This window comes from Kribbella sp. NPDC049584, assembly GCF_040675555.1.
Taxonomy (GTDB): Bacteria; Actinomycetota; Actinomycetes; order Propionibacteriales; family Kribbellaceae; genus Kribbella.
Window position 1 is genome coordinate 154,593 of the sequence record NZ_JBFAPF010000017.1, and the last position, 25,054, is coordinate 179,646.

At 68.5% G+C, this 25,054-nt stretch carries 22 protein-coding genes; 4 read left to right on the plus strand and 18 right to left on the minus strand.

What is annotated here, in order from left to right; translation table 11 throughout:
• Positions 1-12 precede the first annotated feature (12 nt).
• From AB0J62_RS39700 to AB0J62_RS39760, 13 genes are read right to left on the minus strand one after another with little or no spacing between them, the layout of a single operon-like run.
• The gene (locus tag AB0J62_RS39700) at positions 13-2,637 is read right to left on the minus strand and encodes a glycosyltransferase (RefSeq protein WP_363882783.1); all 2,625 of its coding nucleotides are present in this window, start codon (positions 2,635-2,637) and stop codon (positions 13-15) included.
• Complete coding sequence (locus tag AB0J62_RS39705) at positions 2,634-3,935, minus strand: nucleotide sugar dehydrogenase (protein ID WP_363882786.1); 1,302 nt, start codon at positions 3,933-3,935, stop codon at positions 2,634-2,636. The genes AB0J62_RS39700 and AB0J62_RS39705 overlap by 4 nt, the downstream gene beginning before the upstream one ends.
• A gap of 25 nt (positions 3,936-3,960) precedes the next feature.
• Positions 3,961-5,169: an acyltransferase gene (locus AB0J62_RS39710; RefSeq protein WP_363882790.1), complete on the minus strand. Its 1,209-nt coding sequence runs from the start codon at positions 5,167-5,169 to the stop codon at positions 3,961-3,963.
• A gap of 4 nt (positions 5,170-5,173) precedes the next feature.
• Positions 5,174-6,238 carry a UDP-N-acetylglucosamine 2-epimerase (non-hydrolyzing) gene (wecB, locus tag AB0J62_RS39715; protein WP_363882792.1) on the minus strand — a complete coding sequence of 355 codons (1,065 nt, stop codon included), beginning with the start codon at positions 6,236-6,238 and terminating at the stop codon, positions 5,174-5,176.
• 1 nt (position 6,239) lies between these two features.
• Positions 6,240-7,241 carry a Gfo/Idh/MocA family oxidoreductase gene (locus AB0J62_RS39720; protein ID WP_363882795.1) on the minus strand — a complete coding sequence of 334 codons (1,002 nt, stop codon included), beginning with the start codon at positions 7,239-7,241 and terminating at the stop codon, positions 6,240-6,242.
• A 2-nt stretch (positions 7,242-7,243) separates the two neighbouring features.
• The gene (locus AB0J62_RS39725) at positions 7,244-8,335 is read right to left on the minus strand and encodes a DegT/DnrJ/EryC1/StrS family aminotransferase (protein WP_363882892.1); all 1,092 of its coding nucleotides are present in this window, start codon (positions 8,333-8,335) and stop codon (positions 7,244-7,246) included.
• A complete protein-coding gene (locus AB0J62_RS39730; RefSeq protein WP_363882894.1) occupies positions 8,332-8,976 on the minus strand; it encodes an acyltransferase in 645 nt (214 codons plus the stop codon). Before AB0J62_RS39730 ends, AB0J62_RS39725 begins: the two co-directional genes overlap by 4 nt.
• Positions 8,949-10,142, minus strand: coding sequence for a hypothetical protein (locus AB0J62_RS39735; protein ID WP_363882798.1), 1,194 nt, complete (start codon positions 10,140-10,142; stop codon positions 8,949-8,951). The genes AB0J62_RS39730 and AB0J62_RS39735 overlap by 28 nt, the downstream gene beginning before the upstream one ends.
• Positions 10,135-10,866 carry a hypothetical protein gene (locus tag AB0J62_RS39740; protein WP_363882801.1) on the minus strand — a complete coding sequence of 244 codons (732 nt, stop codon included), beginning with the start codon at positions 10,864-10,866 and terminating at the stop codon, positions 10,135-10,137. The genes AB0J62_RS39735 and AB0J62_RS39740 overlap by 8 nt, the downstream gene beginning before the upstream one ends.
• Positions 10,863-12,185, minus strand: coding sequence for a glycosyltransferase (locus AB0J62_RS39745; RefSeq protein ID WP_238160048.1), 1,323 nt, complete (start codon positions 12,183-12,185; stop codon positions 10,863-10,865). The genes AB0J62_RS39740 and AB0J62_RS39745 overlap by 4 nt, the downstream gene beginning before the upstream one ends.
• Positions 12,182-13,294, minus strand: coding sequence for a glycosyltransferase (locus AB0J62_RS39750; protein WP_363882804.1), 1,113 nt, complete (start codon positions 13,292-13,294; stop codon positions 12,182-12,184). Before AB0J62_RS39750 ends, AB0J62_RS39745 begins: the two co-directional genes overlap by 4 nt.
• Before the next feature lie 3 nt (positions 13,295-13,297).
• The gene (locus tag AB0J62_RS39755) at positions 13,298-14,086 is read right to left on the minus strand and encodes an ABC transporter ATP-binding protein (protein ID WP_363882807.1); all 789 of its coding nucleotides are present in this window, start codon (positions 14,084-14,086) and stop codon (positions 13,298-13,300) included.
• A 16-nt stretch (positions 14,087-14,102) separates the two neighbouring features.
• Complete coding sequence (locus tag AB0J62_RS39760) at positions 14,103-14,969, minus strand: ABC transporter permease (RefSeq protein WP_363882810.1); 867 nt, start codon at positions 14,967-14,969, stop codon at positions 14,103-14,105.
• Positions 14,970-16,170: 1,201 nt separating this feature from the next.
• Here AB0J62_RS39760 and AB0J62_RS39765 point away from each other — a divergent pair.
• Positions 16,171-17,160, plus strand: a complete 990-nt coding sequence (locus AB0J62_RS39765) for a helix-turn-helix domain-containing protein (protein ID WP_363882813.1) — start codon at positions 16,171-16,173, stop codon at positions 17,158-17,160.
• Between the two features lie 51 nt (positions 17,161-17,211).
• Here AB0J62_RS39765 and AB0J62_RS39770 read toward each other — a convergent pair whose 3' ends face one another.
• The gene (locus AB0J62_RS39770) at positions 17,212-18,318 is read right to left on the minus strand and encodes an aspartate-semialdehyde dehydrogenase (protein ID WP_363882816.1); all 1,107 of its coding nucleotides are present in this window, start codon (positions 18,316-18,318) and stop codon (positions 17,212-17,214) included.
• Positions 18,315-19,583: an aspartate kinase gene (locus tag AB0J62_RS39775; protein WP_363882820.1), complete on the minus strand. Its 1,269-nt coding sequence runs from the start codon at positions 19,581-19,583 to the stop codon at positions 18,315-18,317. The genes AB0J62_RS39770 and AB0J62_RS39775 overlap by 4 nt, the downstream gene beginning before the upstream one ends.
• A 231-nt stretch (positions 19,584-19,814) precedes the next feature.
• On the opposite strand from AB0J62_RS39775, the gene AB0J62_RS39780 reads away from it, so the two are divergent.
• On the plus strand, positions 19,815-20,138 hold the full coding sequence (locus AB0J62_RS39780) for a metalloregulator ArsR/SmtB family transcription factor (protein ID WP_363882823.1): 324 nt from the start codon (positions 19,815-19,817) through the stop codon (positions 20,136-20,138).
• Between the two features lie 61 nt (positions 20,139-20,199).
• Complete coding sequence (locus tag AB0J62_RS39785; RefSeq protein ID WP_363882826.1) at positions 20,200-20,766, plus strand: dihydrofolate reductase family protein; 567 nt, start codon at positions 20,200-20,202, stop codon at positions 20,764-20,766.
• On the opposite strand, the gene AB0J62_RS39790 is transcribed toward AB0J62_RS39785, so the two are convergent.
• Complete coding sequence (locus AB0J62_RS39790; protein ID WP_363882829.1) at positions 20,649-21,860, minus strand: MFS transporter; 1,212 nt, start codon at positions 21,858-21,860, stop codon at positions 20,649-20,651. The two genes, AB0J62_RS39785 and AB0J62_RS39790, sit on opposite strands and share 118 nt — an antisense overlap.
• A gap of 88 nt (positions 21,861-21,948) precedes the next feature.
• Between AB0J62_RS39790 and dinB the strand changes: the two genes are divergently transcribed.
• A complete protein-coding gene (gene dinB / locus AB0J62_RS39795; RefSeq protein WP_363882832.1) occupies positions 21,949-23,142 on the plus strand; it encodes a DNA polymerase IV in 1,194 nt (397 codons plus the stop codon).
• Here dinB and AB0J62_RS39800 read toward each other — a convergent pair.
• Together AB0J62_RS39800 and AB0J62_RS39805 are read right to left on the minus strand one after the other, a co-directional pair.
• Positions 23,139-23,633: a GNAT family N-acetyltransferase gene (locus AB0J62_RS39800; RefSeq protein ID WP_363882836.1), complete on the minus strand. Its 495-nt coding sequence runs from the start codon at positions 23,631-23,633 to the stop codon at positions 23,139-23,141. The two genes, dinB and AB0J62_RS39800, sit on opposite strands and share 4 nt — an antisense overlap.
• Positions 23,633-25,048, minus strand: coding sequence for a serine/threonine-protein kinase (locus AB0J62_RS39805; protein ID WP_363882839.1), 1,416 nt, complete (start codon positions 25,046-25,048; stop codon positions 23,633-23,635). The genes AB0J62_RS39800 and AB0J62_RS39805 overlap by 1 nt, the downstream gene beginning before the upstream one ends.
• Positions 25,049-25,054: the final 6 nt, after the last annotated feature.

The following is a 25,054-nucleotide window of genomic DNA, read 5'->3' on the forward strand; positions in this document are numbered from 1 at the left end:
CAGAATCCGCACTTACTCGCCGGCCTCACGTGGGGTGAGCTCGTTGTTGAGGAACGGCAGCAGCACCTCGACCGACCGGTGACCGTCGTGCAGATCCCGGACGTACCCGGGGCCCGCGTCGGCGATCTTCCGGGCCGAGTCGCGCTCGGTGACCAGCCGCTCGATCACCTCGGACAGGTCGTCCGGCGTCGCCTCGGCGATCGGCAGCTCGCTCGGCAGCAGGTCCCGGACCGGGTCCGCGATGTGGCCGACGGTGACCCGGCCGGCGGCCATCGCCTCACAGGCGAAGACGCCGTACGAGCCGAGCAGCATCTGGTCGACGACGATGTCGGCGTCCTTCACCATCTCGGCCAGCTCCGAATGCGGCACACCCTGCACCCGCTGGTACGTGATCAGGCCGCGGGCGTCCAGATCGGTCAGCACCGGGTCGACGTACGCCGAGCCCTTGAGCGCGCTGGCCGACGGCGCGTGCAGTACCACCGGAACCTCGCGCTCGAGCACCGGCCGGTTCGACGCGAAGCCCTCGACGTCGACGGCCAGCGGGATCCAGATGCCGTTCTCGACGAACTCCAGCAGGTCCGGCGTGGTCACATAGACCGGGCCGTCGTACCCCTGCAGGTGCCGGCGCATGTTGTCGTTGCCGGACTGCAGCCGCTGGGTCAGCTCGTCCTCGGGGTTGCGGAACGGGGAGTACCGGTAGCGCGCCCGGTGCATGGCCGGGTCGCGGATCTCCGAGCCGTGGAACAGCACACCGTGCTTGATCCCGGCCTGCTCGACGATCGGTACGTCGGTGGTCCACATCTGGCCGCGCTGCTGACCGAACATCGGCCGGCCCGCCTCGAACAGGACGTGGGTGACCTCACGCAACGCGTACGCGGTCAGCTCGAGCTGCCAGCGCAGGTCGGTCCGGTACTGCTTGTAGGTCCCGGTGCGGTGCACCTTGAAGTCGAAGGTGCCGCTGCCCGTGGTCAGCGACTCGACCTTGACGTTCGGCACCTCACGCTCGACCGCGGTCGCCCACAGCCAGGCCTGGCCGGCGCTGTTGACCGGACCGATCAGCAGGTGCGGCTGCCGCTTCTCGACAGACCCGCGCCGGCGGACGACGTCCAGCTGACGCCCGGTGAGCTCGCCGTACAGCGCGCGCAGGTTGGCAGCCTGGCCGGACCAGGACACCTCCTGCTGGTACATCGGGTCCGCGACCCGCTCCCGGTAGCTGTCGAGGTCCCCGAGGACCGTCCGTACCTTCGCCGCGAGGCCCTTGGTGTCCTCGGCGGTGAACACCTCGCCGATGCGCGTGCGCTCGACGAACTCCTTCATGCTCGGCATGTCGCTGACCACCACCGGCAGACCGGCGAAGGCGTACTCGAACAGCTTGTTCGGCAGCGCCATCTCGTGGCTCGGGTAGCGCAGGATCGGGATCAGCCCGATGTCCGCGGTACGCAGGAACGCGACCACCTCGTCCGGCTTCACCGGGTCCAGGCAGTGCAGACGGTCGTCAACCCGCAGCTGCGCAGCCTGCGTCTGCAGCTCGCGTACGGCGTCCGTCGCCACCCCGGGCACGCACACAACGGCCAGGTGCACGTCCGGCAGGTCGACCAGCGCCTGTACGGCGGTGTGGACGCCACGCGCCCGCGTCACGCCACCGCTGTAAACCAGCAGCGGTACGTCGGAGGCCAGGCCGATCTGGCTGCGGATGTCGGACACCTCGACCGACACGTCAGCGGGGTTCGGCGTGTTCATCACGACGGTCGGCTTGAGCTTGAGCTTGTGCTCGGCCTGCAGCCGAGTGGCGATCGCCGGGCTGACCGTGATCACCCGGTCCACGTCGCCGATGTACTCGCGCTCGTGGTTGGCCCAGGCCGCGATCGAACGCCGGGTGCGCGCGCCGTACTGCGAGAGGCCGGCGACGTACTCGTGCGCGTCGTAGACCACCTTGAGCGTGCGGCCACGCAGCTTCGCGCGGCCGGCGGCGCGGGTCGCGACACCGATCACGTGCATGTCGTGCGCGTGCACCACGTCCGGCTCGAGGCGGTCGATCAGGTCGCCGAACGCGAGCTCCAGGTCCAGCGCCTCGGGGTGCAGCTTGCGCCACGGCGCCGGCCAGGGCAGCCGGTGCAGCACACCGTCGTACGCCCGCCAGCTGAACTTGAAGGGCGCATCGGCCTTGTTGCCGACGCCCTTGCGGACCCAGGTGACCCGCTCGGCGGCCTTCCAGCGCGCCCGGCGGAGCAGGCGGGTGCCGACGCCGGCCTTGAACTTGAGTGGATTCCCCTGGCCCGCTTTCGCCCGCGCGATCGCGTGCCCGGAGTCGGCCTTGAGCTCCTTCAGCTCGGCCTGGATCCGCTCGCTGCGCGCCACGTAGGTCGTGCGGTGCTTGTACCCCACCAACGGCGGCCGCCAGTTGCGTCGCGCCGTACGGCTTCGTTTCCGTTCCTCACGCAGTGCGAACGGCACTGCCACCCGGACGATCAGCGCACCGTCGAGCATCTCCCTCGACGGCAGGCCGCTGGCCGAGACCCCGAGCACAGTTACCTCTGCTCCGGTCTCGGCCAGTGCTGCGGCCTCCTTGCGGACCCTACTGTCGTTGGTGACGTCGTTCGCGACCATCATCACGACCCGCAGGTCGGCAGTTGTCACTGGCTGACCGACCTTCCGATCACAATCCGACGCACGCCGGCCCAGCGGGCCGGGTCGGTGCGGTCGCGACCGTCGACGAGCACCTTCACACCCGGCAGGTCGGCCGGGCTCAGCTGTGCGTAGTCCGCGTGGTCCGCCTGCAGCACGGCCGCGTCGACCGGAGTACCCAGCGTGTACGGCGTGAAGCCGAGACCCTGGAGCTCCTCGTCGGTGTACAGCGGGTCGTGCACGGACACCTCGGCGCCGCGCGCCTTCAGCGCCTCGACGGCCGGGAAGACACCGGAGAACGCCGTCTCCTTCACACCACCACGGTACGCCGCGCCGAGCACGACCACCTTCGCGCCTTTCAGGTCGCCGAAAGCGCCCTCGAGCAGGCCGATGGTGTAGTCGGGCATACCGGCGTTCGCCTCGCGGGCGGCCCGGACAACGGTTGCCTCCGGGTCGGTCCACAGGTACAGCCGCGGGTAGACCGGGATGCAGTGGCCGCCGACCGCGATACCTGGCCGGTGGATGTGGCTGTACGGCTGCGAGTTCGACGCCTCGATCACGGCGTGGACGTCGATGCCGTTCTGGCCGGCGAACCGGGCGAACTGGTTCGCCAGGCCGATGTTGACGTCGCGGTAGGTGGTCTCGGCCAGCTTCGCCAGCTCCGACGCCTCGGCCGAGCCGAGGTCCCAGACGCCGTTCGCGCGCGGCAGGTCGGGACGCTCGTCGAAGTCCAGCACCGCCTCGTAGAAGGCGATGGCGCGCTTCGCGCCCTCCTCGGACAGACCGCCGACCAGCTTCGGGTACTTGCGCAGGTCCGCGAAGACCCGACCGGTGAGGACCCGCTCCGGCGAGAACACCAGGTGGAAGTCGGTGCCCTCGGTCAGGCCGGAGATCTCCTCGATCATCGGCTTCCAGCGGTTCCGGGTGGTGCCGACCGGGAGCGTGGTCTCGTAGCTGACCAGGGTGCCGGGGCTCAGGTGCTCGGACAGCGAACGGGTCGCGTTCTCCATCCAGCCGAACTCGGGCTCGCCGGTCTTCTCGTCGACGAACAGCGGCACCACCACGACGATCGCGTCGCTGTTCGGGATGGCGTCCGCGTAGTCCGTGGTCGCCCGCAGACGGCCGTCGGCCACGGTCTCGGCGAGCAGCTCCTGCAGGTGGGCCTCACCCGGGAACGGCTCCTTGCCGGCGTTCACCATCTCGACGAACTTCTCGTTGATGTCCACGCCGACGACCTGATGGCCCTTGGCCGCGAACTGGACCGCCAACGGCAGTCCGATCTTGCCTAAGGCAACAACACTGACACGCACAGGTTCTCCACTAGGTAGTGATTCTTCATCGGGGGCCCCGGAGCTTCCGTTCCAGCGGGTGCTCGACGAACTTGTAGAGCAGCCACGAGGCAATGATCGAGAGGACGAGGACACCGGCGTACCACGTCAGGTTGGCCCAGCCGATCGGGCCGGCGACACCGTGGTGCTCCTTGATCGCGTACAGGATCGTGGCGTGCACCAGGTAGAAGGCGTAGGACCATTGGCCGAGCGCGACCATCGGCTTGCTGCGCAGCAGCGACCGGCCGCCGCGGGTGTCGCGGGCCGCGACCGCGAGGATCAGGAAGCCGTACAGGAACGTGAGGATCTCCTTCTGGCACAGACCCATGGTGACCGCGCCCGGGAAGTTCGCCGGGTGCGCACCGGAGTACCAGAGGATGTACAGGCCGCCGCCGGTGACCAGGAACGCGAACCACACCGGGATCCGCGGCTTCCAGCCGGACCGCAGCGAGATGGCCAGGCCGATACCGAACAGGAACGCCACCGAATGCAGGATCGGCTGCGGCAGGATCGGTACGACGTCCTTGTAGTGGAACAGCGCCAATCGGTACGCGCCGCCCGCCACGAGCACCGCGACGCAGAGGATCAGGCCGCCGGTCGTCTTCAGCCGCTGCGTGGCCCGCCAGACGAACGGGAAGTACGCGTAGAAGAACGCCTCCACCGACAAGGTCCAGCCCGCCGGGTTCCCGCCGTACAGGATGGTCGGGTTGTTCGACCAGCCGTGCACCAGGAACAGCGACAGCACCATCACGGTCACGGAGATCGGCTTGATCCAGGACATCCCGGCCGGCGGGTCGGCCCGGTAGAAGACGAAGAACGCCGCGACCAGCGTGAGGAAGTACAGCGGGAAGATCCGGGCGAACCGGCGCCGGTAGAACGTCCGGATCTTCGTGCCCTTCTGGGCAGACCAGGTGAGCACGAAACCGGACAGGACGAAGAAGAACGTGACGCCGGAGGTGCCGTACTTCAGGAAGTCGAAGATCGGCAGCGGCGCCAGGTTGGTCATGTGGTGGCAGAACACGAAGAAGGCCGCCCACCAGCGAAGGCCGGTGAGCGACTCGACTCGTGGCAGTCGTCCGCTGCGAGCGGCCGGCGGTGTGCCGGACTCGCCGGGGAAGACACTGACGGGCGCGCCGGGCGGCGGGGTCCCCACATCTGTCGACCCAGGCAGCTCCTGGGTCGACGGTGTCTGGTTCTCTTCGGCGGCCTTCGTCATGTAGTTACTCCGCGAGAGTGGCGACGACACGCTCAGCAGCGTGGCCGTCGCCGTAGGGCATCGGGCGTTCCCCCGTGGGAGCCGGCCGTGCGGCCAACTCGGGCAGCTTACTCACGTCGGATGTCAACACGTTCCACCCGTCCTCCAGCGTCTCCACCCACTCGGTCTCGGTGCGCAGCGTGGTGCACACGCGGCCGAGCAGGAAGGCCTCCTTCTGGAGACCGCCGGAATCCGTCACCACACCGTCCGAGCCGAGGACGGCCGCGACCATCTCCGGGTAGGCCAGCGGCTCGCGGACATGCAGCGAACCGTCCGGACGCTCCAGCTTGATGCCGTGCTCCGCACACTTCGCGACCAGGCGCGGGTGGGCCAGCAGCAGCACCGGCGAACCGGCCGCCGCCAGACCGTCGACGATCGCGGCCAGTCGCGCCGGGTCGTCGGTGTTCTCGGCCCGGTGGATGGTCGAGACGACGTACTCGCCCTGCTTGAACGGGAGGTCCAGCGGCTTGTCCCCGACCGCGTCGCGGACCCGGAAGCAGACGTCGGTCATGACGTCGCCGACCAGCCGGGACTTGTCCGTCAGGCCCTCGTTCGCCAGGTGGTCCATCGCCACCTGGGTCGGCGCGAGCAGCAGGTCGGCCGCGTGGTCGGTCAGCACCCGGTTGTGCTCCTCCGGCATCAGCCGGTTGAACGAGCGCAGGCCGGCCTCGAGGTGCGCGACCGGCAGGTGCATCTTCACCGCGGACAGGGCGCCGGCGAGCGTCGAGTTCGTGTCGCCGTACACCAGCACCCAGTCGGGTTTGTGCTCGTCCAGTACGGCGTCCATCGCGGCCAGCATCGCGCCGGTCTGGACGCCGTGGCTGCCGGACCCGACGCCCAGGTGGACGTCCGGGTCCGGGATCCGCAGGTCGGCGAAGAACACGTCGGACATGTTCTTGTCGTAGTGCTGCCCGGTGTGCACGATCACGTGCTGGTGCCCATGTTCCTCTTGAGCCGCGGCGAATGCCTCCGCGACCGGCGCCAGCTTCACGAACTGTGGGCGAGCCCCGACAACACTCAGAACCTTCATGCTAGGCAGACTCCCCAGCGACCTTGATGGTTCGATCCTCGGCGGCGGACTGGATCACGGCCTCGGCCACCGCGACGGTGGTCAGACCCTGCTGCAGCGTGACGATGTCGGCTTCCTTGCCCAGCACGGCGTCGCGGAACGCCTCGTGCTCGGTCTTCAGCGGCTCGGGCTTGCTGATCGCGTACCGGATCATGTCGCCCTCGCTGACACCGCGGAAGTGCGCGACGTCGTCCCACGCGGTCTGCACCGTGCCGTTCGCGTGGAACGACAGGTCGGCCGTCAGGGTGTCGGCGATGAACGCGCCCTTCTCACCCGTGACGACGGTGAGACGCTCCTTCATCGGGGACAGCCAGTTGACCAGGTGGCTGGTCACGGTGCCGTCGGCCAGCTTGCCGGTCACCGCGATCAGGTCCTCGTACTGCCGGCCCGACTTGTGGGCGCTCTGCGCGGACACCGTGACGAACGGCGACTGCGTCACCCACGCGGTCAGGTCGATGTCGTGGGTGGCCAGGTCGAGCACCACACCGACGTCGGCGATCCGGGCCGGGAACGGGCCCTGACGACGCGTGGTGATCTGGTACGTCTCACCCAGCTCGCCGGCCTCCAGCCGCACCCGCAGCGCCTGCAGCGCCGGGTTGTACCGCTCGATGTGACCGACCGCGCCGACCAGCCCGGCCGCCTCGAACGCCTTCGCGATCTCGGTCGCCTCGGCCGAGGAGCCGGCCAGCGGCTTCTCGATCATCGCGTGCACGCCGGCCTCGGCCAGCGCCTTCGCGATCTCGGCGTGGTACTGCGTCGGCACCGCGACCATGCAGTAGTCGAGCTTCTCGGCGATCAACTGCTCGATCGTCTCGTGCACCGGACGACCGCCGGCCACGTTGAACTTGTCACCGCCCGGGTCGGCGACCGCGACCAGGTCGACGCCCTCGAGGGAGGCCAGCACGCGAGCGTGGTGCCGTCCCATCATGCCCAGGCCGATCAGGCCCGCACGCAGGTTCGCCATGATCACGCACCCGCCTTCGCCACGGTGTTCACCGCGGCCACGATCCGGTTCAGGTCATCCTCGGACAGCGAGGGGTGGACCGGCAGCGAGAGCACCTCGGCCGCGGCCTTCTCGGTCTCCGGCAGGTCCAGCTCGCGCTGGAACGACGGAAGCCGGTGGTTCGGGATCGGGTAGTACACGCCGCAGCCGACGCCGTACTCCGTCCGCAGCGCGTTCGCGAAGCCGTCGCGGTCCTCGGTCACGCGGATCGTGTACTGGTGGTACACGTGGCTGGCCTCGGCGGCCACGGCCGGGATGCCGACACCGGCGAGGTTCGCGTCCAGGAAGGCCGCGTTCTCCTGCCGCTGCTTGGTCCAGCCGCCGACCTTGGTCAGCTGCACCCGGCCGATGGCCGCGTGCAGGTCGGTCATCCGGTTGTTCAGACCGACGACCTCGTTCTCGTACTGCTTGAGCATGCCCTGGTTGCGGAACAGCCGCATCCGGCGCTCGATCTCGGCGTTCGCGACGGAGTTCATACCGCCCTCACCGGACGTCATGTTCTTGGTCGGGTACAGGCTGAACATCGCGAACTCGCCGAAGGTGCCGACCGGCGCGCCGTTCCAGGTGGCGCCATGGGCCTGCGCGGCGTCCTCGTAGATCTGGATGCCGTGCTTGTCCGCGATCGCCTGCAGCGCGGTCATGTTGGCCGGGTGACCGAACAGGTGCACCGGCATGACGGCCTTGGTCTTCTCGGTGATCGCTGCCTCGACCGCCTTCGGGTCCAGGCAGAAGTACGTCGGCTCGATGTCGGCGAACACCGGGGTGGCGCCGGTCAGCGCGACGCTGTTCGCGGTGGCGGCGAAGGTGAACGACGGGACGATGACCTCGTCACCGGGTCCGATGCCCGCGGCCAGCAGGCCGAGGTGGAGACCCGACGTGCCCGAGTTCGTCGCGACGCACGCACGGCCGGAGACCAGCGCTGCGCCGAACTCCTGCTCGAACGCCGCTACCTCGGGGCCCTGGGCCAGCATGCCGGACTGCATGACACGGTCGACGGCCTCGCGCTCCTCCTTCCCGATGATCGGCTTCGCGGCCGGAATCGGCTGCACCATCAGTTCTCCTCCATGTTGTCAGCGTTTTCTTCGGCCGGCCGCAGCCGCCCGTCGGTTTCGATGTACATCTCGCCCGTGTTCGGGCACTTCCACTCGCCGTTCCCGACGTCGAGCAGCGGAACTCCGGCCTTGCCGACCCACTTGAGCCGACGAGCCGGAACCCCGGCGACCAGCGCGAAGTCTGGCACGTCCTTGGTCACCACCGCACCGGCGGCGACAGTCGCCCAGCGGCCGATGGTGACCGGGGCCACGCAGACGCTGCGCGCACCGAGCGAGCAGCCTTCCTTCATCGTCACCCCGACCGGTTCCCAGTCGTGCCCGCTCTTCGGCGAACCGTCCGGGTTCACCGCGCGCGGGAAGTAGTCGTTGGTGAGTACGACGGCCGGTCCGATGAACACACCGTCCTCGAGCGAGGCGGGCTCGTACACCAGCGCGTAGTTCTGGATCTTGCAGTTGTCGCCCATCCGGACCCCGGTCCCGACGTACGCGCCGCGGCCGACGATGCAGTTCTTGCCGAGGACGGCGTTCTCGCGGATCTGCGCGAGGTGCCAGACCGACGAACCGTCGCCGATCTGGGCGCTGTCGTCGACGTCGGCGGATGGCGCGATGCGGGACGTCACAGGGTCTCCTTCTGGGTCAGCCAGGGTTTCAGTACTTCGGCCGAGCGGCGTCCGTCATGCAGCTCCGTGACGAAGCCCGGACCGGCAACCGCCCGCTCGGCGGCGGCGTCGCGATCGGCGATCAGACCGGTGACGACGTCACCCAGCGTGTGGGGATCCGCCTCCACGATCGGCACCTCTCGCCCGGCCAGACTACGCACACGGTCACGCACGCCGTCACCGACGTACGAAACGACGATCCGCCCGGCGGCCAGCGCTTCCGCGGCCGCCACGCCGTACAGGCCGATCCGGAGTTGGTCGACAACGATGTCGGCGTCGCCGATCACCGCTGGCATGCCGCTGTGCGGTACGCCGGTGATGCGCCGGTACTCGATCTGTCCGCTGTCGTGCAGCGCGGTGAGGACGGAGTCGATCTCCGCGGTGCCCTTGAGCTTCGCGTTCGACGGAACGTGAGCGACGACGGGCTTGGCGTGGCCGAACAGCGGCCGCGCCGCCTGCTGCCAGGGCGCCGGGTCGATCGCGACCGGCAGCCACTGCGCGTTCGGTACGTCGTCCAGCAGGTCGACCGTGGAGACGAAAACCGGAAGCTTCAGCGACTCGACCAGCTCGGCGTGCCGCCGGGCCTGCGCCTCCAGCCGCTCGGTCAGCTCGTCACCTGGGGTGAACGGCGACCAGTGCTCGCGCTTGGCGTGCCGGCTTGGCAGGCGGATGTCCGAGCCGTGGAAGAGCAGCGAGACGGTGATGCCCTTCTCGAGCATCGCCTCGATGTCCGGGGTCGCGTCCGCGTACCCGCGGGAGCCGAAGACCGGGCGCAGCGACTCGATCATCACGTGCGTGTAGTTCGACAGGATGTGCTGCTGCTGGGCGCGCTGCCAGCGCGGCTGGCCGAACCACGCCAGCGGTACGCCGTAGTCGTTGGTGAATTCGAACTGGCCCTTGCGTTGCAGGGTGAACGAGACGGCGTCGACATCCGGCAGGGTCTGCGCGGCCCGTGCCCAGGCGTGGCCCTGACCAGCGGAGTTGGTCGGTCCGACCCACATCCGCACCGGCGTCGTCGCTGCCGGCGGGAACGCCGGCAGCTGCGCGAACGAGTACCGCAAGCCCCGTAGGCGCCGCCGGACCGCTCCCGCGGTCCGGGCCAGCGGCGCCGGCAGGTGCTCGCGGATCGTCATCGTCGTCGTGTCACCCATTACCTGCCGGTGCCTTCAACTGGTCGAACTCACGGCGGGCGGCCGGCAGACCGAGCACCACCGGGGTGCTCGCCTTCCGCTGGCCGAGGTTCCAGCCGGCCCAGATCGCACCGGCATCCAGGGCCACGACCACGTCGGCCTTGTCGATGGTCTCCATCACGTCGCGGCGGCTGAGCACGCGCTCCCAGTAGTTCTTCCCGAGATCGTTCGTCGCCCGCTGCCCGCGCAGATACTTCACCGGCGCCGACGTCTTAATTGCCTTAGGCAACATCCGCCCAGCAACCTTCTTGGCCCGGCGCGCCCGCCACTCAACCGCCTTGACCACCCGCTTGGCCCCGGTCGGCTTCGGCTTCGGCGCCGGCTTCGACTGGGGTGCCGGCTGAGGTGCCGGCTCGGCTGCGGCGACGTCGGCGGCAGCCGGGGCGATCTTTGCCTCGTCGGCGACGACGGTTTCCGGGTCGGCGACGGCCTCCGGCGCGATGACGGCGTCGGGAGCTTCCTCCGACACCTCCGCGGCCGGCTCCGGCTCCGGGGCCGGTTGGGCGGGCATGCGGCCGGGGCCGATGAGGGTGAACGTGTTGACCTTGTCGGCGACCCACGCCGACGGGGCTACCCAGCCGACGACGTCGATGACGATGTTCTGGTCACCGAGGTCCTCGCGGACCTGGTCGAAGTACGTCGGCGGAAGCCGCCGCGTGGACAGCAGTACGACGGTGTTGTTCACGCCGCAACCCCCTTCACAGACGCAGCCAGCGACTCGATCCGCGGATCCAGCTGCAGGTCCCGCCGGTACGACGCACCGAACTCACGCGCCTTCGCCCGGATCCCCTCGTCCGCGGTCCGCGCCGCGTGCGCCGCCTCGATCAGCGCCGCCGCGATCGCCTCCGGCGTCACGTCCGACACCGGGAACCACAACGGATGACCCCGCAGTACGTCGGACGCCGCGTTCTCCGGGTCGTGCACCGACACCACCGGCAACCCGGTCGCGAGGTACTCGAACACCTTGCCGCTGGTCACGTACCGCCCCTTGCCCAGCATCAGCAGCTGCACGTCGAACTCGTCGTACGCCTTGGCGATCTCGGCCTTGCCGACCGGCCCTTCGTAGCTGACCCCGGCCTCGGACGCGCTGTTGATCGTCGCGAGCATGTCGGCCCGCGGCTGCGCGTAGTACCCGAGGTAGCCGTGGATCTTCGCCTTCGCGCCGGCCAGCTCCTCCGACTGCTCCTTGGCGAGCTTCCAGCCCTCGACGAACTCGGTCAGCGGCACCTTCGGCGACACCGTGCCGACGTACCCGAAAACCAGCGGGCGATCCGTGACCGCGCCGCGGTCGGCGGTGTCCGGCACCAGGTCGGGGTCGAAGCCGTTGGCGACCGTGTGCATCTTCGAGGCGTGCGCCGGGTAGAGCTTCTCGTGCCACTCCTTGATCGGGTCGTTGACGAACCAGACCTCGCGAGCGGACTCGACCAGCTTCTTCTCCCACTTGGCCGCGCGGCTGTTCGGCTCGTGCAGCCGGTCGCCGGTGAACACGTCCAGCAGCCACGCGTCGCGGTAGTCCATCACATACGGCACCTGGAACTTCTTGTGCAGGTGGTACGCCGCGGTGAACGCGACATGCGGGTTCGCGGTGGCGACGGTCAGGTCGACCTTGTGCGCCTTGTGGATCCGCTCCGCGGCCTTCTCGATCACCGAGCGCCACGGCCCGTACCCGGTCTCCGGGAACGGGATCTGGTCCTGCTTGGTGCGCCACTTGCTCCACAGCTTCGGGTTCTGCGCCCGGCGCTTGGACCACTTGCGCAGATCGGCTTCGAGGATCGGCCACTCGAACGGCACCCGGACGACCTCGACGGACGGGTCGACCCGCTCCTCGAGAGTCAGGTCCGCACCGGTGAACCGGAAGAACGTGTCGCGGTCGGCCGTCAGCACGGTCACCTTCCAGCCGAGCGCGGCGAACCGGTTGGCCGTGGCCAGTGCCCGGTAGACACCGCCGCCCCGGCAGGGCGGGAAGCCCCAGGCGACGTACAACAGGTGAGGGCGGTCGGTCATGCCCGTCCTTCCATAAAAGATGGGCCCTTTAGCAGTTTGAGAATCGCGTCGGCCAGGTCGTCGTACGGCGTGGTCGTGGGCAGATGTTCGGCCGCCCACTGCAGTGCATGGTCGTGCAACTTCTCCAGCTCACCGGGGTCCGCGGACCAGCGCCGCAGGGTCTCGGCAGCCTCCGCCACCGAGTCCACCAGGACTCCGCCACCGGACTCCTCGATCACCCTGGTCTGCCGGGGCAGCCGGGTGGAGAGCACGGGAAGACCGCTGGCGAGGTACTCGTAGATCTTGGACGGCATCGCTTCGATGAACGCCGGGGTCGGCTGCAGCATGGCCAGGCTCGCCCAGGCACCCTGTGCGATCCGCCAGGCGTCCGCGGGTGGCTGGCGCCCATGCAGCCGGACGCGGCCGGCCAGCTCGGGCTCCTCGATCCGGGCTTCGAGCTTGTCCCGGTCCGACGGTGCGACCGGGCCGACCAGGTCGAGGGACCACTCCGGCGCCGCAGCGACGGTCTCGACCATGTCGAAGAGTCCACGGCTTTCCCGGAGGTCACCGACGTACACAGCGCGCGGAGCGCCGGTCGCGGGGGCCGGAGCCAGGAAGCCGTGGTCAGGAAGGTTCTGAACCACCAGGCGGTGCTTGGCCTGGTGCGGCGCCAGATGCGAGTCGGCGACAACGGTGAGATCGGCGCCCGCGGCCAGCTTCGAACCGGCGCGAACGATCAGCCGGGCCGGCAGACCGGCCGGACCCTTGGCCCACGCGCGGTCCGCGAGCAGCCGCTCGTAGTCCTCGTGAACGTCGACGACCAGCTTCCGCCGCCGCAGGCCGGTGACGAGACGGGCGATCGGGATCATGTCCGGATCGACCGTCATCACGACCTTCGCGTTGGTCCGCCACGGCAGCACGGCGGTCCGGGCCAGCCGGTGCACCATCGTGCCCCGGGGTCCGGCGTGCACGACCGCACCCGCCGGCCCGCCGACGGCCTCACCGAGGCCCCAGAGCTCGACCGTGAGGTCGCGGTTCTGCAGGGCCGCGGTGATCTTGTGCAGGCGCGCGTCGGCCACGTCGTGACCGGTCGTGATGATTCCCACGTCCGGCGCCGAGCTGCGTGACATCGGTCAGAGGTCCTCGAGTGAGACGGCTTCTTCTTCCCCGACCTGCAGGAACTTGGTGTAGGCCTGGATGACCTCGTTGGGCTCGCCGCGCATCATCAGCTTGCCCTTGTGCAGCCAGATGCAGTCGTTGCACATCTCGCGGACGCTGCTCATCGCGTGGCTGACCAGGAACATCGTCCGGCTGTTCGAGACCAGCTCGCCCATCTTGGCCGCGGCCTTGGTCTTGAAGGACGCGTCACCGGCGGACAACGCCTCGTCGATCAGCAGGATGTCCGGGTCCATGTGCACCGCGACGGAGAACGCCAGCCGGCTGAACATGCCGGACGAGTACGTCCGCATCGGCATCTCCATGAAGTCACCGAGCTCGGCGAACTCGGCGATCTCCTCGTACCGCGCCTCGATCTCCTTGCGGCTCAGGCCGGCCGCCAGGCCGCCCAGCACCACGTTCTCCTTGCCGGACAGCGCGGCGTTGAAGCCGACACCCAGCGACAGCAGCGTGGAGACCCGGCCGTGCACCTCGATCCGGCCCGACGTCGGCGGCAGGATGCCGGCCACCGCGCGCATCAGCGTCGACTTGCCGGCGCCGTTCGCGCCGATGATGCCGATCGTGGTGCCGTGGTTGACGTCGAAGGACACGTTCTGGACGGCCTTGACCTCGCGTACGGCGCGCTCGCCGCGACCGAGCCGGATGATCGCGCTCTTGAAGGTCGGCACCCGCTCGAACGTGGTCCGGTAGGTGATCGACACGTCCTGGACCTTGACGGCGGGGATACCCGAGGGGGTCTTCTGCATCGGCTTCTTCTCGGTCTCAGAGACGGACAACGAACTCACGCTCCCTCGACATGAAGAACAACGAGCCGATCACGAACGCGGCTCCCGCGAACACCACGGCGCCCGCCCACATCTTCCACTCCGGGATGTGGCCCTTGACCAGCAGGTCGGTCCAGCCCCCCAGCAGCGAGTAGAGCGGGTTGTACTGGATGAAGCCCTTGAACTTCGCGGGAGCCTGCTCGGCGAACCAGAGCACCGGCGACATGTAGAGCCAGATGCGCACGAAGTACGGCAGGAAGCTGGTGGTGTCGCGGAAGTACACCTGCAGCGCGGCGAAGATCATCCCCATGCCGGCCGCGAAGATCGTCAGCAGCACCAGGAACACCGGCGCGAGCAACATCTGCCAGTGCAGCTTCAGCCCCACGATGACGTGGATCGCGACGTACACGACCAAGGTCGGCAGGAAGCGGAAGAACGCCGTCCGCACCGCGGACAGCGGGAGCAGCATCCGCGGGAACGACTGGTTCATCAGCAGCTTGCCGCCGCCGACCACGCTGGCCGCACCGGCCGTCATCGCACCCGAGAAGTAATAGAAGGCGAACAGGCCGCCGCACATGTGAGCGAACCGCAGACCGGCGTCCACCTTCGTGCTGCCACCGGCGATGATGTCGGTGAGCAGGTAATAGACCAAGGCGAGCAACAGCGGGTTCAGCACCAGCCACACCTGGCCGAAGAAGGTGTTCGTGTGCGCACCCCGGATGTTGGTCCGGGACATCTCCGCTGCGAACTCCCTGCGCTGCCACAGCGCCCGGAAGTACGGGCGCAGGGCCGGCAGGCCGACCTTGTGTGGTTCGTACACGTGCACCGACGGGTTGAACTCCTCGTCGACGCTAGTCGCGTTCATTCAGGCGACGCCTCTCTCTGCCGGAAAGTTGGATCCACGATGGCCGGGCACCTGGGTTTCGGCGACTGCCGCCCGGGGTAAGGCGGCGTGCCACGCAGACCGGGAAGCAGAGTAGCGGATCGGCTTCAACGCCGACGACACAGCGGTCCTCCTTAGTGAGCAACGACGTACAGACGGCTACGAAACCCCGTACGACACTGCATCAGTAACACCTGAGTCGTCCTTCGCCGATCGTTATCCGGAATATACATTTGACAGGCAGCGACGACCAAAACGCCTTGCAGCCAAGTCAAATCGCGGTCAATTCATGGGTACGACGCTACGCACCGACGCGAAGTTGACGTGACCTGCCACACCGGTCCCGTGACTGCTGTGGTCACAGGAGTCAGGTGTTATCGGCGGGACCCCGGAAGATGCTTCCTGGCCGGAGCGAGCCGGGCGGAGGACGTGACGCGCAACATCACATCCGCGCTCCCCATGGACAGCCTCACCATCCACGGAGCACCGGTCTGCACCTTCCGGGGTCCCACCGTCGACCCGGGGCAGCGTCCGCGCTGGGCGGAAGCGGACGCACGCCGTACCGGATCGGCCGGCACGATGACCAGGGCGGCGGTCATCGCACCTCGAATCCGCCTCCAGAAATGCTGCGGACGCCGGCAGGTGCGCGCAGCAGGTGTGGAGACGGACCGGAGGCCGGCGGAGGACAGCGGCGGCTGGAATCCCTGCAAAGATGCCAGCGCGCTGGGGACGGCAGCATCGACACGAGCGGCTGCGGCACACGGCGGAACCGGTCGCATCGGGCTTCTCCTCCTCATCGGCCTCACGATTGGAGATGCCACAGTTTGTACACCCTTCAGCACAGCCGGTGATGGCACGGAAGTGCGAGGGCACCGATGCGCCGGGATCGAGACCCAACCGAAACAGGCTCCGCTGACGAGACAGCGAACAGAGGCCAGAATTGGAACAGCAGCCCGGCGGCGCTCAGGTGGTCCGTCGCCGGGCTGCTGGACCTCAATTCTCGCTCACAACTGCGCGGAAATGGTGGCCAGATGGTGACACGGCACAAGAATGTTGATCGGACAACAAATCTCGCTGGACGCATACACGTCGACACGGACCGTGCCGACGGCGCTGGACCGCCCCATCTACGCTTGAGGGACGGTAGCGGACGGTGACAGCACTGGGAAGGGAGGGGAGCAACGTGAGCACATCCGACACGGAGCGTGCCGGCCATTTGAAGGTGCTCGGGCTCAACGACGACGAGATCGAGGTCTACCAGCACCTGCTGCGGACCGGACCGTCGTCGATCACCGAACTGGACGACGCGGTCCCTGACCGGGAACACCCGATCGACTCCGTGCTGAGCGGACTCGTGCAGGCCGGTCTGGCCCGACGGTCCGGCTCGGACCACTCCCGTTACCTTCCGGTGCCCCCGGACGCCGGTCTGGAGGCCCTGACGCTGCGCCGCGAGTCGGAGCTGAAGCAGGCCCGCATCGACGTCCTGAACGCGTACGACGAGTTCCGCCGGACCGTGCACAACGAATCCACCACCCACCTGATCGAGGTGGTCACCGGCAGCGCGATCGTCGAGCGGATCCACCAGATCAAGGGCGGCGCGCAGCGCGAGATCCTGGCCATCGACTCCCCGCCGTACTACATCGGCGGCCCCAACCAGGAGGAGATCGACCACCTGAAGCGTGGCGTCGCCTACCGGGTCGTGTACTCGCCGGAGTCCGTCGAGGTGCCCGGCTACCTGACCGAGAACATCCTTCCGTGCGTGGAAGCGGGCGAGCAGGCCCGCGTGCTGCCCGACGTACCGGCGAAGCTGACCATCATCGACGGGTCGATCGCCTACGTCTCGATGTCGGTGCGCGACACCGAGGTGAACCGTTCACTGCTGATCATCCGGCCCAGCAGCCTTTTGACCGCACTGATCGGGATGTTCGAGCTGTGCTGGCGCAACGCGCTGCCGCTGCACGCCTCGGTCGGCACCGAGGACGACCGCCTGGAGCCGATCGAACGCCGCCTACTCGCCCTCCTGGCCACTGGCGCCGCCGACGACACCATCGCCCGCACGCTGGGAATCAGCCGCCGCACCTTCTTCCGCTACCTGGAACGCCTGATGAACCGCACCGGCGCCAGCACCCGCTTCCAACTAGCCCTCCACGCCGCCCGCGAAAACTGGCTCTAGAAGACACGAAAAGGCCCGCACACGATCCGTGTGCGGGCCTCTCGCTGTCCGTCAGGCCTGCGCCGGAGTGAACTCCTTGGCTACGACCTCGGCGATCTGGGCCGTGTTCAGCGCGGCGCCCTTGCGGAGGTTGTCGCCGCAAACGAAGAGTTCCAGGGCGTTGGGGTCGTCGAGGGACTTGCGGATGCGGCCGACCCAGGTCGGGTCGGTGCCGACGACATCGGCCGGCGTCGGGAACTCGCCCTCGGCCGGGTTGTCGAACAGCAGTACGCCGGGCGCGTCCCGCAGTACCTCGCGGGCGCCGTCGGCGTCGACCTCCTGGACGAACCGCGCGTGCACCGACAACGAGTGCGTGGTGACGACCGGGACCCGCACGCAGGTCGCGGACACCTTCAGGTCCGGCAGGCCGAGGATCTTGCGCGACTCGTTGCGAACCTTCAGCTCCTCCGACGACCAGCCGTCGTCCTTTAGCGAGCCGGCCCACGGCACGACGTTCAGCGCGAGCGGCGCCGGGAACGGGCCCAGATCGTTGCCCACAACCCGCCGTACGTCGCCCGGCGAGCTGCCCAGCTCACGGTTGCCGGCGACCTTCGTGAGCTGGTCGTACAGCGCGTCGATCCCGGCCTGCCCGGCGCCGGACGCGGCCTGGTACGACGCGACGACGAGCTGCTCGAGCTCGTAGCGGTGGTGCAGCGCGCCCATCGCCACGATCATCGACAGCGTCGTGCAGTTCGGGTTGGAGATGATGCCCTTCGGCCGGTTGCGGGCCGCCTCGGCGTTCACCTCCGGGACCACCAGCGGGACGTCCGGGTCCATCCGGAACGCGCCCGAGTTGTCCACCACGACCGCGCCCTTGGCCGCCGCGATCGGCGCCCAGTGCGCGGACACCTCGTCCGGTACGTCGAACATCGCCACGTCGATCCCGTCGAAGGCGTCCTCGCTGATCGCGACGACCTCGACCTCCTCGCCGCGGACCTTCAGCCGTTTACCCGCGGAGCGCTCGGACGCGATCAGCCGGATCTCTCCCCAGACGTTCTCCCGGGTCGAGAGCAGGGTCAGCATCACCGACCCGACGGCTCCGGTCGCGCCGACCACCGCCAGCGATGGCAGACCCGCCCGGTCCTCGATCGTGTTCTCCACAGCGCTCACAGGGGTCACCGTCCAGTTCCTCCGTACACGACAGCTTGGGTGTGCTCGTCGTCCAGATCGAATGCGGTGTGCGCCGCGGTCACGGCAGCATCCACCAGGTTCTCGTCCACGACCACCGAGATCCGGATCTCCGACGTGGAGATCATCTCGATGTTCACGCCCGCGTTGGCGAGCGAGGAGAAGAACTTCGCCGAAACGCCCGGGTGCGAGCGCATTCCGACACCGACGACCGAGACCTTGCCGATCTGGTCGTCGTACAGCAACTGCTCGTAGCCGACCTCGTCCTTGATCCGCGCGAGTGCGGACATCGCCCGGGCGCCGTCGACGCGGGGCAGGGTGAACGAGATGTCGGTGCGGTTGGTGGCAATCGCCGAGACGTTCTGCACGATCATGTCGATGTTGGTCTCGGCGCCGGCGACCGTCTCGAAGATCCGGGCCGCCTCACCGGGCTTGTCCGGTACGCCGACGACCGTGATCTTGGCCTCGTTGCGGTCCTGGACCACGCCGGAGATTATCGCCTGTTCCATCTCATCCAGTTCCTTAGCATCGACGACCCAGGTGCCTTCCTTCTGCGAGAAGGAGGAACGCACGTGGACGGGGACGTTGTAGCGCCGCGCGTACTCGACGCAGCGCAGGTGGAGCACCTTGGCGCCGCAGGCGGCCATCTCGAGCATCTCCTCGTAGGAAATCTTCGGGATGTGCCTGGCGGCCGGCACGATCCGCGGGTCCGCGGTGAAGATGCCGTCCACGTCGGTGTAGATCTCGCAGTAGTCCGCCTCGAGCGCGGCGGCCAGCGCCACCGCGGTGGTGTCGGAGGCGCCGCGGCCCATCGTGGTGATGTCCTTGGTGTCCTGGGCGACGCCCTGGAAGCCGGCCACGATCGCGATGTGGCCCTCACCGAGGGCTCCCTCGATCCGGCCCGGCGTGATGTCGATGATGCGCGCGTTGCCGTGCGCGGACGTCGTGATCACCCCGGCCTGCGAACCGGTGAAACTGCGTGCTTCGTAGCCCAGGTTGGCGATCGCCATCGCCAGCAGCGCGGCGGAGATCCGCTCACCCGAGGTGAGCAGCATGTCCAGCTCGCGCGGCGGGGGCAGCGGAGAGACCTGCTGGGCCAGGTCCATCAGCTCGTCGGTGGTGTCGCCCATGGCGGAGATCACCACTACGACGTCGTTCCCGGCCTTCTTTGTCGCGACGATCCGTTGGGCCACGCGCTTGATGCAATCGGCGTCGGCGACCGAAGAACCGCCGTACTTGTGTACGACGCGTCCCACAGTGTTTCTCCTCAAACCACTGGTTGCGGTACGCCGTGCGGCGTTGCACCAGGCGTAGTCTCGCGGTCATTCTAGCCGTGACCTGACCGTTGCCTACCGGCTGACCAGCACCCGGGCCGGCCCGTCCTGCAGATCACTGTCAGTACCGGAAGGTTCCCCGGGACCGGCCGTCGCCAACCGCAAACCGTCCGGTGACTTGTTCATATAAGTCATCACTGAAATACTTGTCCGGTGCACGCGTTCGACATTCTCGGCGATCCGGTCCGGCGCCGGATCCTTGAGCTGCTCGCCGACGGTGAGCTGCCGGCCGGCAGTATCGCCGGCACGATCGGCACGGAGTTCGGCATCAGCCAGCCGGCCGTCTCGCAGCATCTGCGGGTCCTGCGCGACAACGGCTTCGCGACCGTGACCGTCGACGGCACGCGGCGGCTGTACGCCGTCGACCCCGGCCCGCTGCGCGAGATCGACACCTGGCTGGACCGGTATCGCAAGTTCTGGATCAACCGCCTCGACGCCCTCGAGACCGAACTGCATCGCGGCCGCCGGAAGGACTGACAACCTTCGGTCCGGAGTTTGCATCTGGCTTGATATGCGGAACATCGTCGCGAGGCTGTGCATGTCCGAAGACGGGATCGTCGAACGGCCCGAGCAGTGGCTGCCCGAGCCCCGGCCGGCCCTCGGGGCGCTGGTCGCCGGAGCCGGCACCGTGCTGCTCGGCCGCAAGACCTTCGAGCGGTACGGCGGAAAGCTGGCCGGCCTCGAGCACACCCGGAACCTCGTGATCGGATCCCGTCCGGTGGTCGCTCGCCCCGGCACCGAGCTGCTGCACGGCGACATCCGCCGCGTGCTGGCTGCCCTCAAGGCAGTGCCCGGCGGCGACCTGCACGTGATCGGCAGTCTGTCGCTGGTCCGCTCGCTGCTGAAGTGGCGACTGATCGACGAGGTCTCGCTACTCATCCACCCCGTCGCTGCAGGCCGGGGCATGCTGCTGGATCGCCGTCCGCTCCGGCTGATCTCGATGTGCGCGCGCGACGGCGGCGTACTCGAGGCGAACTACCGCGTGCGCTATGCCGCGACCGCCGCACCCTCCACTGCACTTGTCTCAGCCGGACGATGGGGCGGCACGCGGAGCAGGGACAGGGTCGCCAGCACGGCGAGGGCCGCCGTCAGGACCCACGCGTAGCGGACGCCGAACGCCTCGACCACCGCGCCGGCAACAGCGGAACCGATCGCTGACCCGACCATGCCGCCGCTCTGCGTCCAGCCGAAGATCTCGGTGTGCGCAGCCCTGGGCGTCAGCGCGCCAACGCGCTCGTAGAGGGCCGCAACCGTCGGGGCGATCATGCAGCCTGTCGCGAACATCGCTACCGCCAGTGCGACGACCGACGATGTGGCGAAGATGCAGACCGTGACCAGGGCCGAGAACACCAGCATCCGCCGCCACACGGCCGACGTACGGCCGCCGGGGAGCGCACCGTTGATCACGCCACCGGTCACACTCCCCACCGCGGCCACAGTCTCGAGAATGCCTGCGATCAAACGGTTGCCGTGCTCATCGGCCACGGCGACCATGCCGAGCGACATCGACGCGAAGCCCATCACCAAACAGGCCCAGGCGAGCAGGATCGGCGTGCGGTGCGAATGGAAGATCAGCTGCCAGGCAGTAGGACGCGGTCCGGCTGCCTCATCGTGCGGTACGTCGGACCGCTGGTTCATCCCGAACCACCAGATCGCGGCGGCTGCTGTGACTGCGCACGCCAGCAGGCCGGCGCGCGGACTGGCGAAGCTGACCATCACCGCGCCCAGCATCGGGCCGAAGACGAACAGGAGCTCTTGCGCGGTGGCATCCAGCGAGTAGACGGCCCGTAGACGAGAGCCGTGCACAATGCGCGGCCAGTTGGCACGGAGTGCCGAGGTGACCGGCGAGACAAATACACCGGCCAGCACGGCGGCGATCGGAAGCAGCCGGTACCAGCTGTAGGGCATCAAGGCGAGCACTGCCATCCACAGCCCCCACGCCATCCCAGTGCCGATGACGACCTTCCGCGCACCCTTGCGGTCCGCCATGCGCGACCAGACCACGCTGGCGACCGCAGTACCGACCGAGTAGGCGCCCGCGACCACTCCGGCCCAGCCGAAGTTGCCGGCGGCGTCCTTCGCCAGGAACGCCAACGGGACCATCGTCGCCAGCACCGGCATCCGTGCGACCAGCGCCGAGGCCAGGAGCGCCACCACGCCGTGGGTCTTCCAGAGATCGCGGTACGCCGACAGGTCCATAAGCTGCATTCTTTCCTGACATCGTCGGTCACCGCCTCGGGAATTCTCCCTATCTCGTTTTGTCGGTGGTATATGCGAACATGTGTTCGTGTCCTTGGGTGGTGCGAACATCCTGCATGCCGACCTCGACGCGTTCTACGCGTCGGTCGAGCAGCGGGACGACCCGCGCCTGCGCGGCCGGCCGGTGATCGTCGGCGCGGGCGTCGTGCTGGCCTGCAGCTACGAGGCCAAGGCGTACGGCGTGCGGACGGCGATGAACGGCGGTCAGGCGCTGCGCCGCTGTCCCGGCGCGATCGTCGTCGAGCCGCGCATGTCGGCGTACTCCGAGGCCAGCAAGGCCGTGTTCAAGGTCTTCGAGGACACGACGCCGCTGGTCGAGGGACTGTCGATCGACGAGGCGTTCCTGGATGTCGGCGGACTGCGGAAGATCCGCGGTACTCCGGTGGAGATCGCGCGACGCCTGCGGGCCGAGGTGCTGTCGCGCGTGGGGCTGCCGATCACGGTCGGGGTGGCGCGGACGAAGTTCCTGGCGAAGGTGGCGAGCGGGGTCGCGAAGCCCGACGGGCTGCTCGAGGTCGCGCCGGACCGGGAGCTGGAGTTCCTGCACCCGCTGGACGTTTCGCGGCTGTGGGGTGTTGGCGAGGTGACCGCTGAGAAGTTGCGCAGCCGTGGGCTCACGAAGGTCGGCGATGTCGCGATCCTGCCGGAGGCAGCGTTGGTCGCGATGCTCGGGCGGGCGTCCGGGCGGCATCTGCATGCGTTGGCGCACAACCGGGACCCGCGACCGATCGAGGTCGGGCGACGACGCCGGTCGATCGGCTCGCAGCGGGCGCTGGGTCGGTCGCCGAAGTCGCCGGCGACGCTCGACGCTGTGCTGGCGGGCTTGGTGGATCGAGTCAGCCGCCGGATGCGCACTGCGGGCCGCTCGGGGCGGACCGTCACTTTGCGGCTGCGCTTCGACGACTTCACTCGCGCGACCCGCTCGCATACGTTGCCCCAGGCAACGGATCAGACGCGGGCGATTCTGATCACGGCCCGGGCCTTGCTCCGGGCCGCGCAGCCGCTGATCGCCGCCCAGGGCATCACGATGATCGGCATCTCCGTCGGCAACCTGGAGAACGAGGCGGCCCTGCAGCTGGCGCTGCCGTTCGACAAGGCGGCGAACAACGAGCTCGACTCGGCGCTCGATCAGGTCAAGGACAAGTTCGGCACCGATGCGATCACTCGCGGCATCCTGCTCGGCAAGCGGCAGGGGCTGGAGATGCCGATGCTGCCCGACTAGACGCTGCTGGGCTGGTCGGGCAGGCGGAGTTCGAGGACCAGTTCGTCATGGAGGGGGATGTCGTACGCGCCGGTGGCGGGGATCGACGGTTTGAGTTTGCGGGACTCGTCGACCGCACCGGGTCGGACGTCGACGATGCGCATCCCTCGACGCTGGTAGAAACGCAGGGCATCAACGTTGTCGTTGGTAGTGATCAGCCAGAGCCGCTGGGCACCGGCTGCTTTTGCTGCTTCGGTGGCGGCTCTCAGAAGGGCCGTGCCTACGCCGAGGTGGGGCACCGGAGCGTCGAGCGTGACGACCTCCAGCTCCTGGTCCTGCAGGTTGTACGTGAGCAATCCGACGATCCGGTCGTCCTCCTCGGCCAGGATCGCCGGCAGCGTGGTGGCGTCGTACGCGACGCCGTGAGCGACCGCGATGTGGCCGCCCCACGACTGGATGAGGAGCTCGCTGATCGCGTCGCTGTCCGCGGCGGTGGCTGGTCTGGTCTTCATCAGTAGGAATTATCGTGGATCCGGCCCGCGTACCAGTTGAGGGCCGCGCGGAGTTCGTTGGCCTGGGTCTGGCGGCGGGCGTGGGTGGCGCCGTGCGCGATCGGGTAGATGCGCAGGCCGCCGTGGTGGCGACGGTGGGAGACCGGCAGCTTGTTCGCGTACTGCGGTTCGAGCCAGGCGATCAGCCAGGGACGTTTGCTGTCGCCACCGACGTGGAGTCGCGTCACGCCGGACCAGGGGATGGTTGCTTCGCTGTAGGCGCGGTTGACCGTCAATCCCCGTGGAGACAGGCGAAGGACGACTTTTGGCCTGAGTACGAGGATCCAGTGGCGGATCGAGAAGTACAGGAAGGTGAGGGAGACCAAGCCGAGGAGCGTCGAGACGATCGGGTGCAGGACCTGCAGTTGCGGGTCGCGCGGGGCGAACGCCAGGCAGAGCGGCGTGGTGATCGCCGCGAACAACACCGGCCGGAGCCGACTCGTCGCGAAACTCGCCCCAACCACAGCCGGCGACGGAACGGGCGTGGGTAATGCAGGCAACCCCTGTCCTGCCGTCGGCGGCAGGATTCTCGTGGCGGTTGGCAGGACGATCGTGGGCGGATGGAGAAGAGCTGTCGGGACGGGCGGTCCGAGAAGCTGCAGGACCTCCATCGGTGTCGGGCGGTGCGCGGGATCGCGGGCGAGGCAGCGGCGTACGACGTCGTGCAGCGGACCCGGGAGCGGTGGGATGTGTGGATGCTCGTTGACGATCCGGTGCAGCATCGACGCGGGGTTCCCGGTCGCGAACGGACCACGCCCCGACGCCGCGAACACCAGCACCGCACCGAGCGCGAACAGATCGCTCGCCGGTCCGATCCCGGTCCCGGTGATCTGCTCCGGCGACAGGTAGCCCGGCGTACCGATCACCATCCCGGTCGCGGTCAGGCTCGCCTCCTCCAGCGCTCGCGCGATACCGAAATCGATCACGCGCGGGCCGTTGTCGGTCAGGACGATGTTCGACGGCTTCAGATCGCGATGCACGACACCGCTCGCGTGGATCGCCATCAACGCCTCAGCCAACCCACTCGCGAGCGACTGCACTCCCGCCGGCGACAACGGCCCAGAGGTCTCGATCGCCTTCTGCAGCGTGGGTCCCGGCAGGTACTCCGTCGCGAGCCACGGGCGATCCGCGTCCGGATCGGCGTCGACGACCGCAGCGGTGAACGCGCCGCTGACCTTCCGCGCAGCATCGATCTCGCGGGCGAACCGCGCCCGGAAGCCCGGGTCACCGGCGAGCTCGTCGCGGACCATCTTCACCGCGACCAACCGCCCGCCGGGCGAACGAGCGAGATAGACCGCACCCATCGCCCCACGGCCGAGCCGGCCCTGGATCGCGAACGATCCGACCACGGCCGGATCGTGTGGATGCGTTGTCATCGGGCG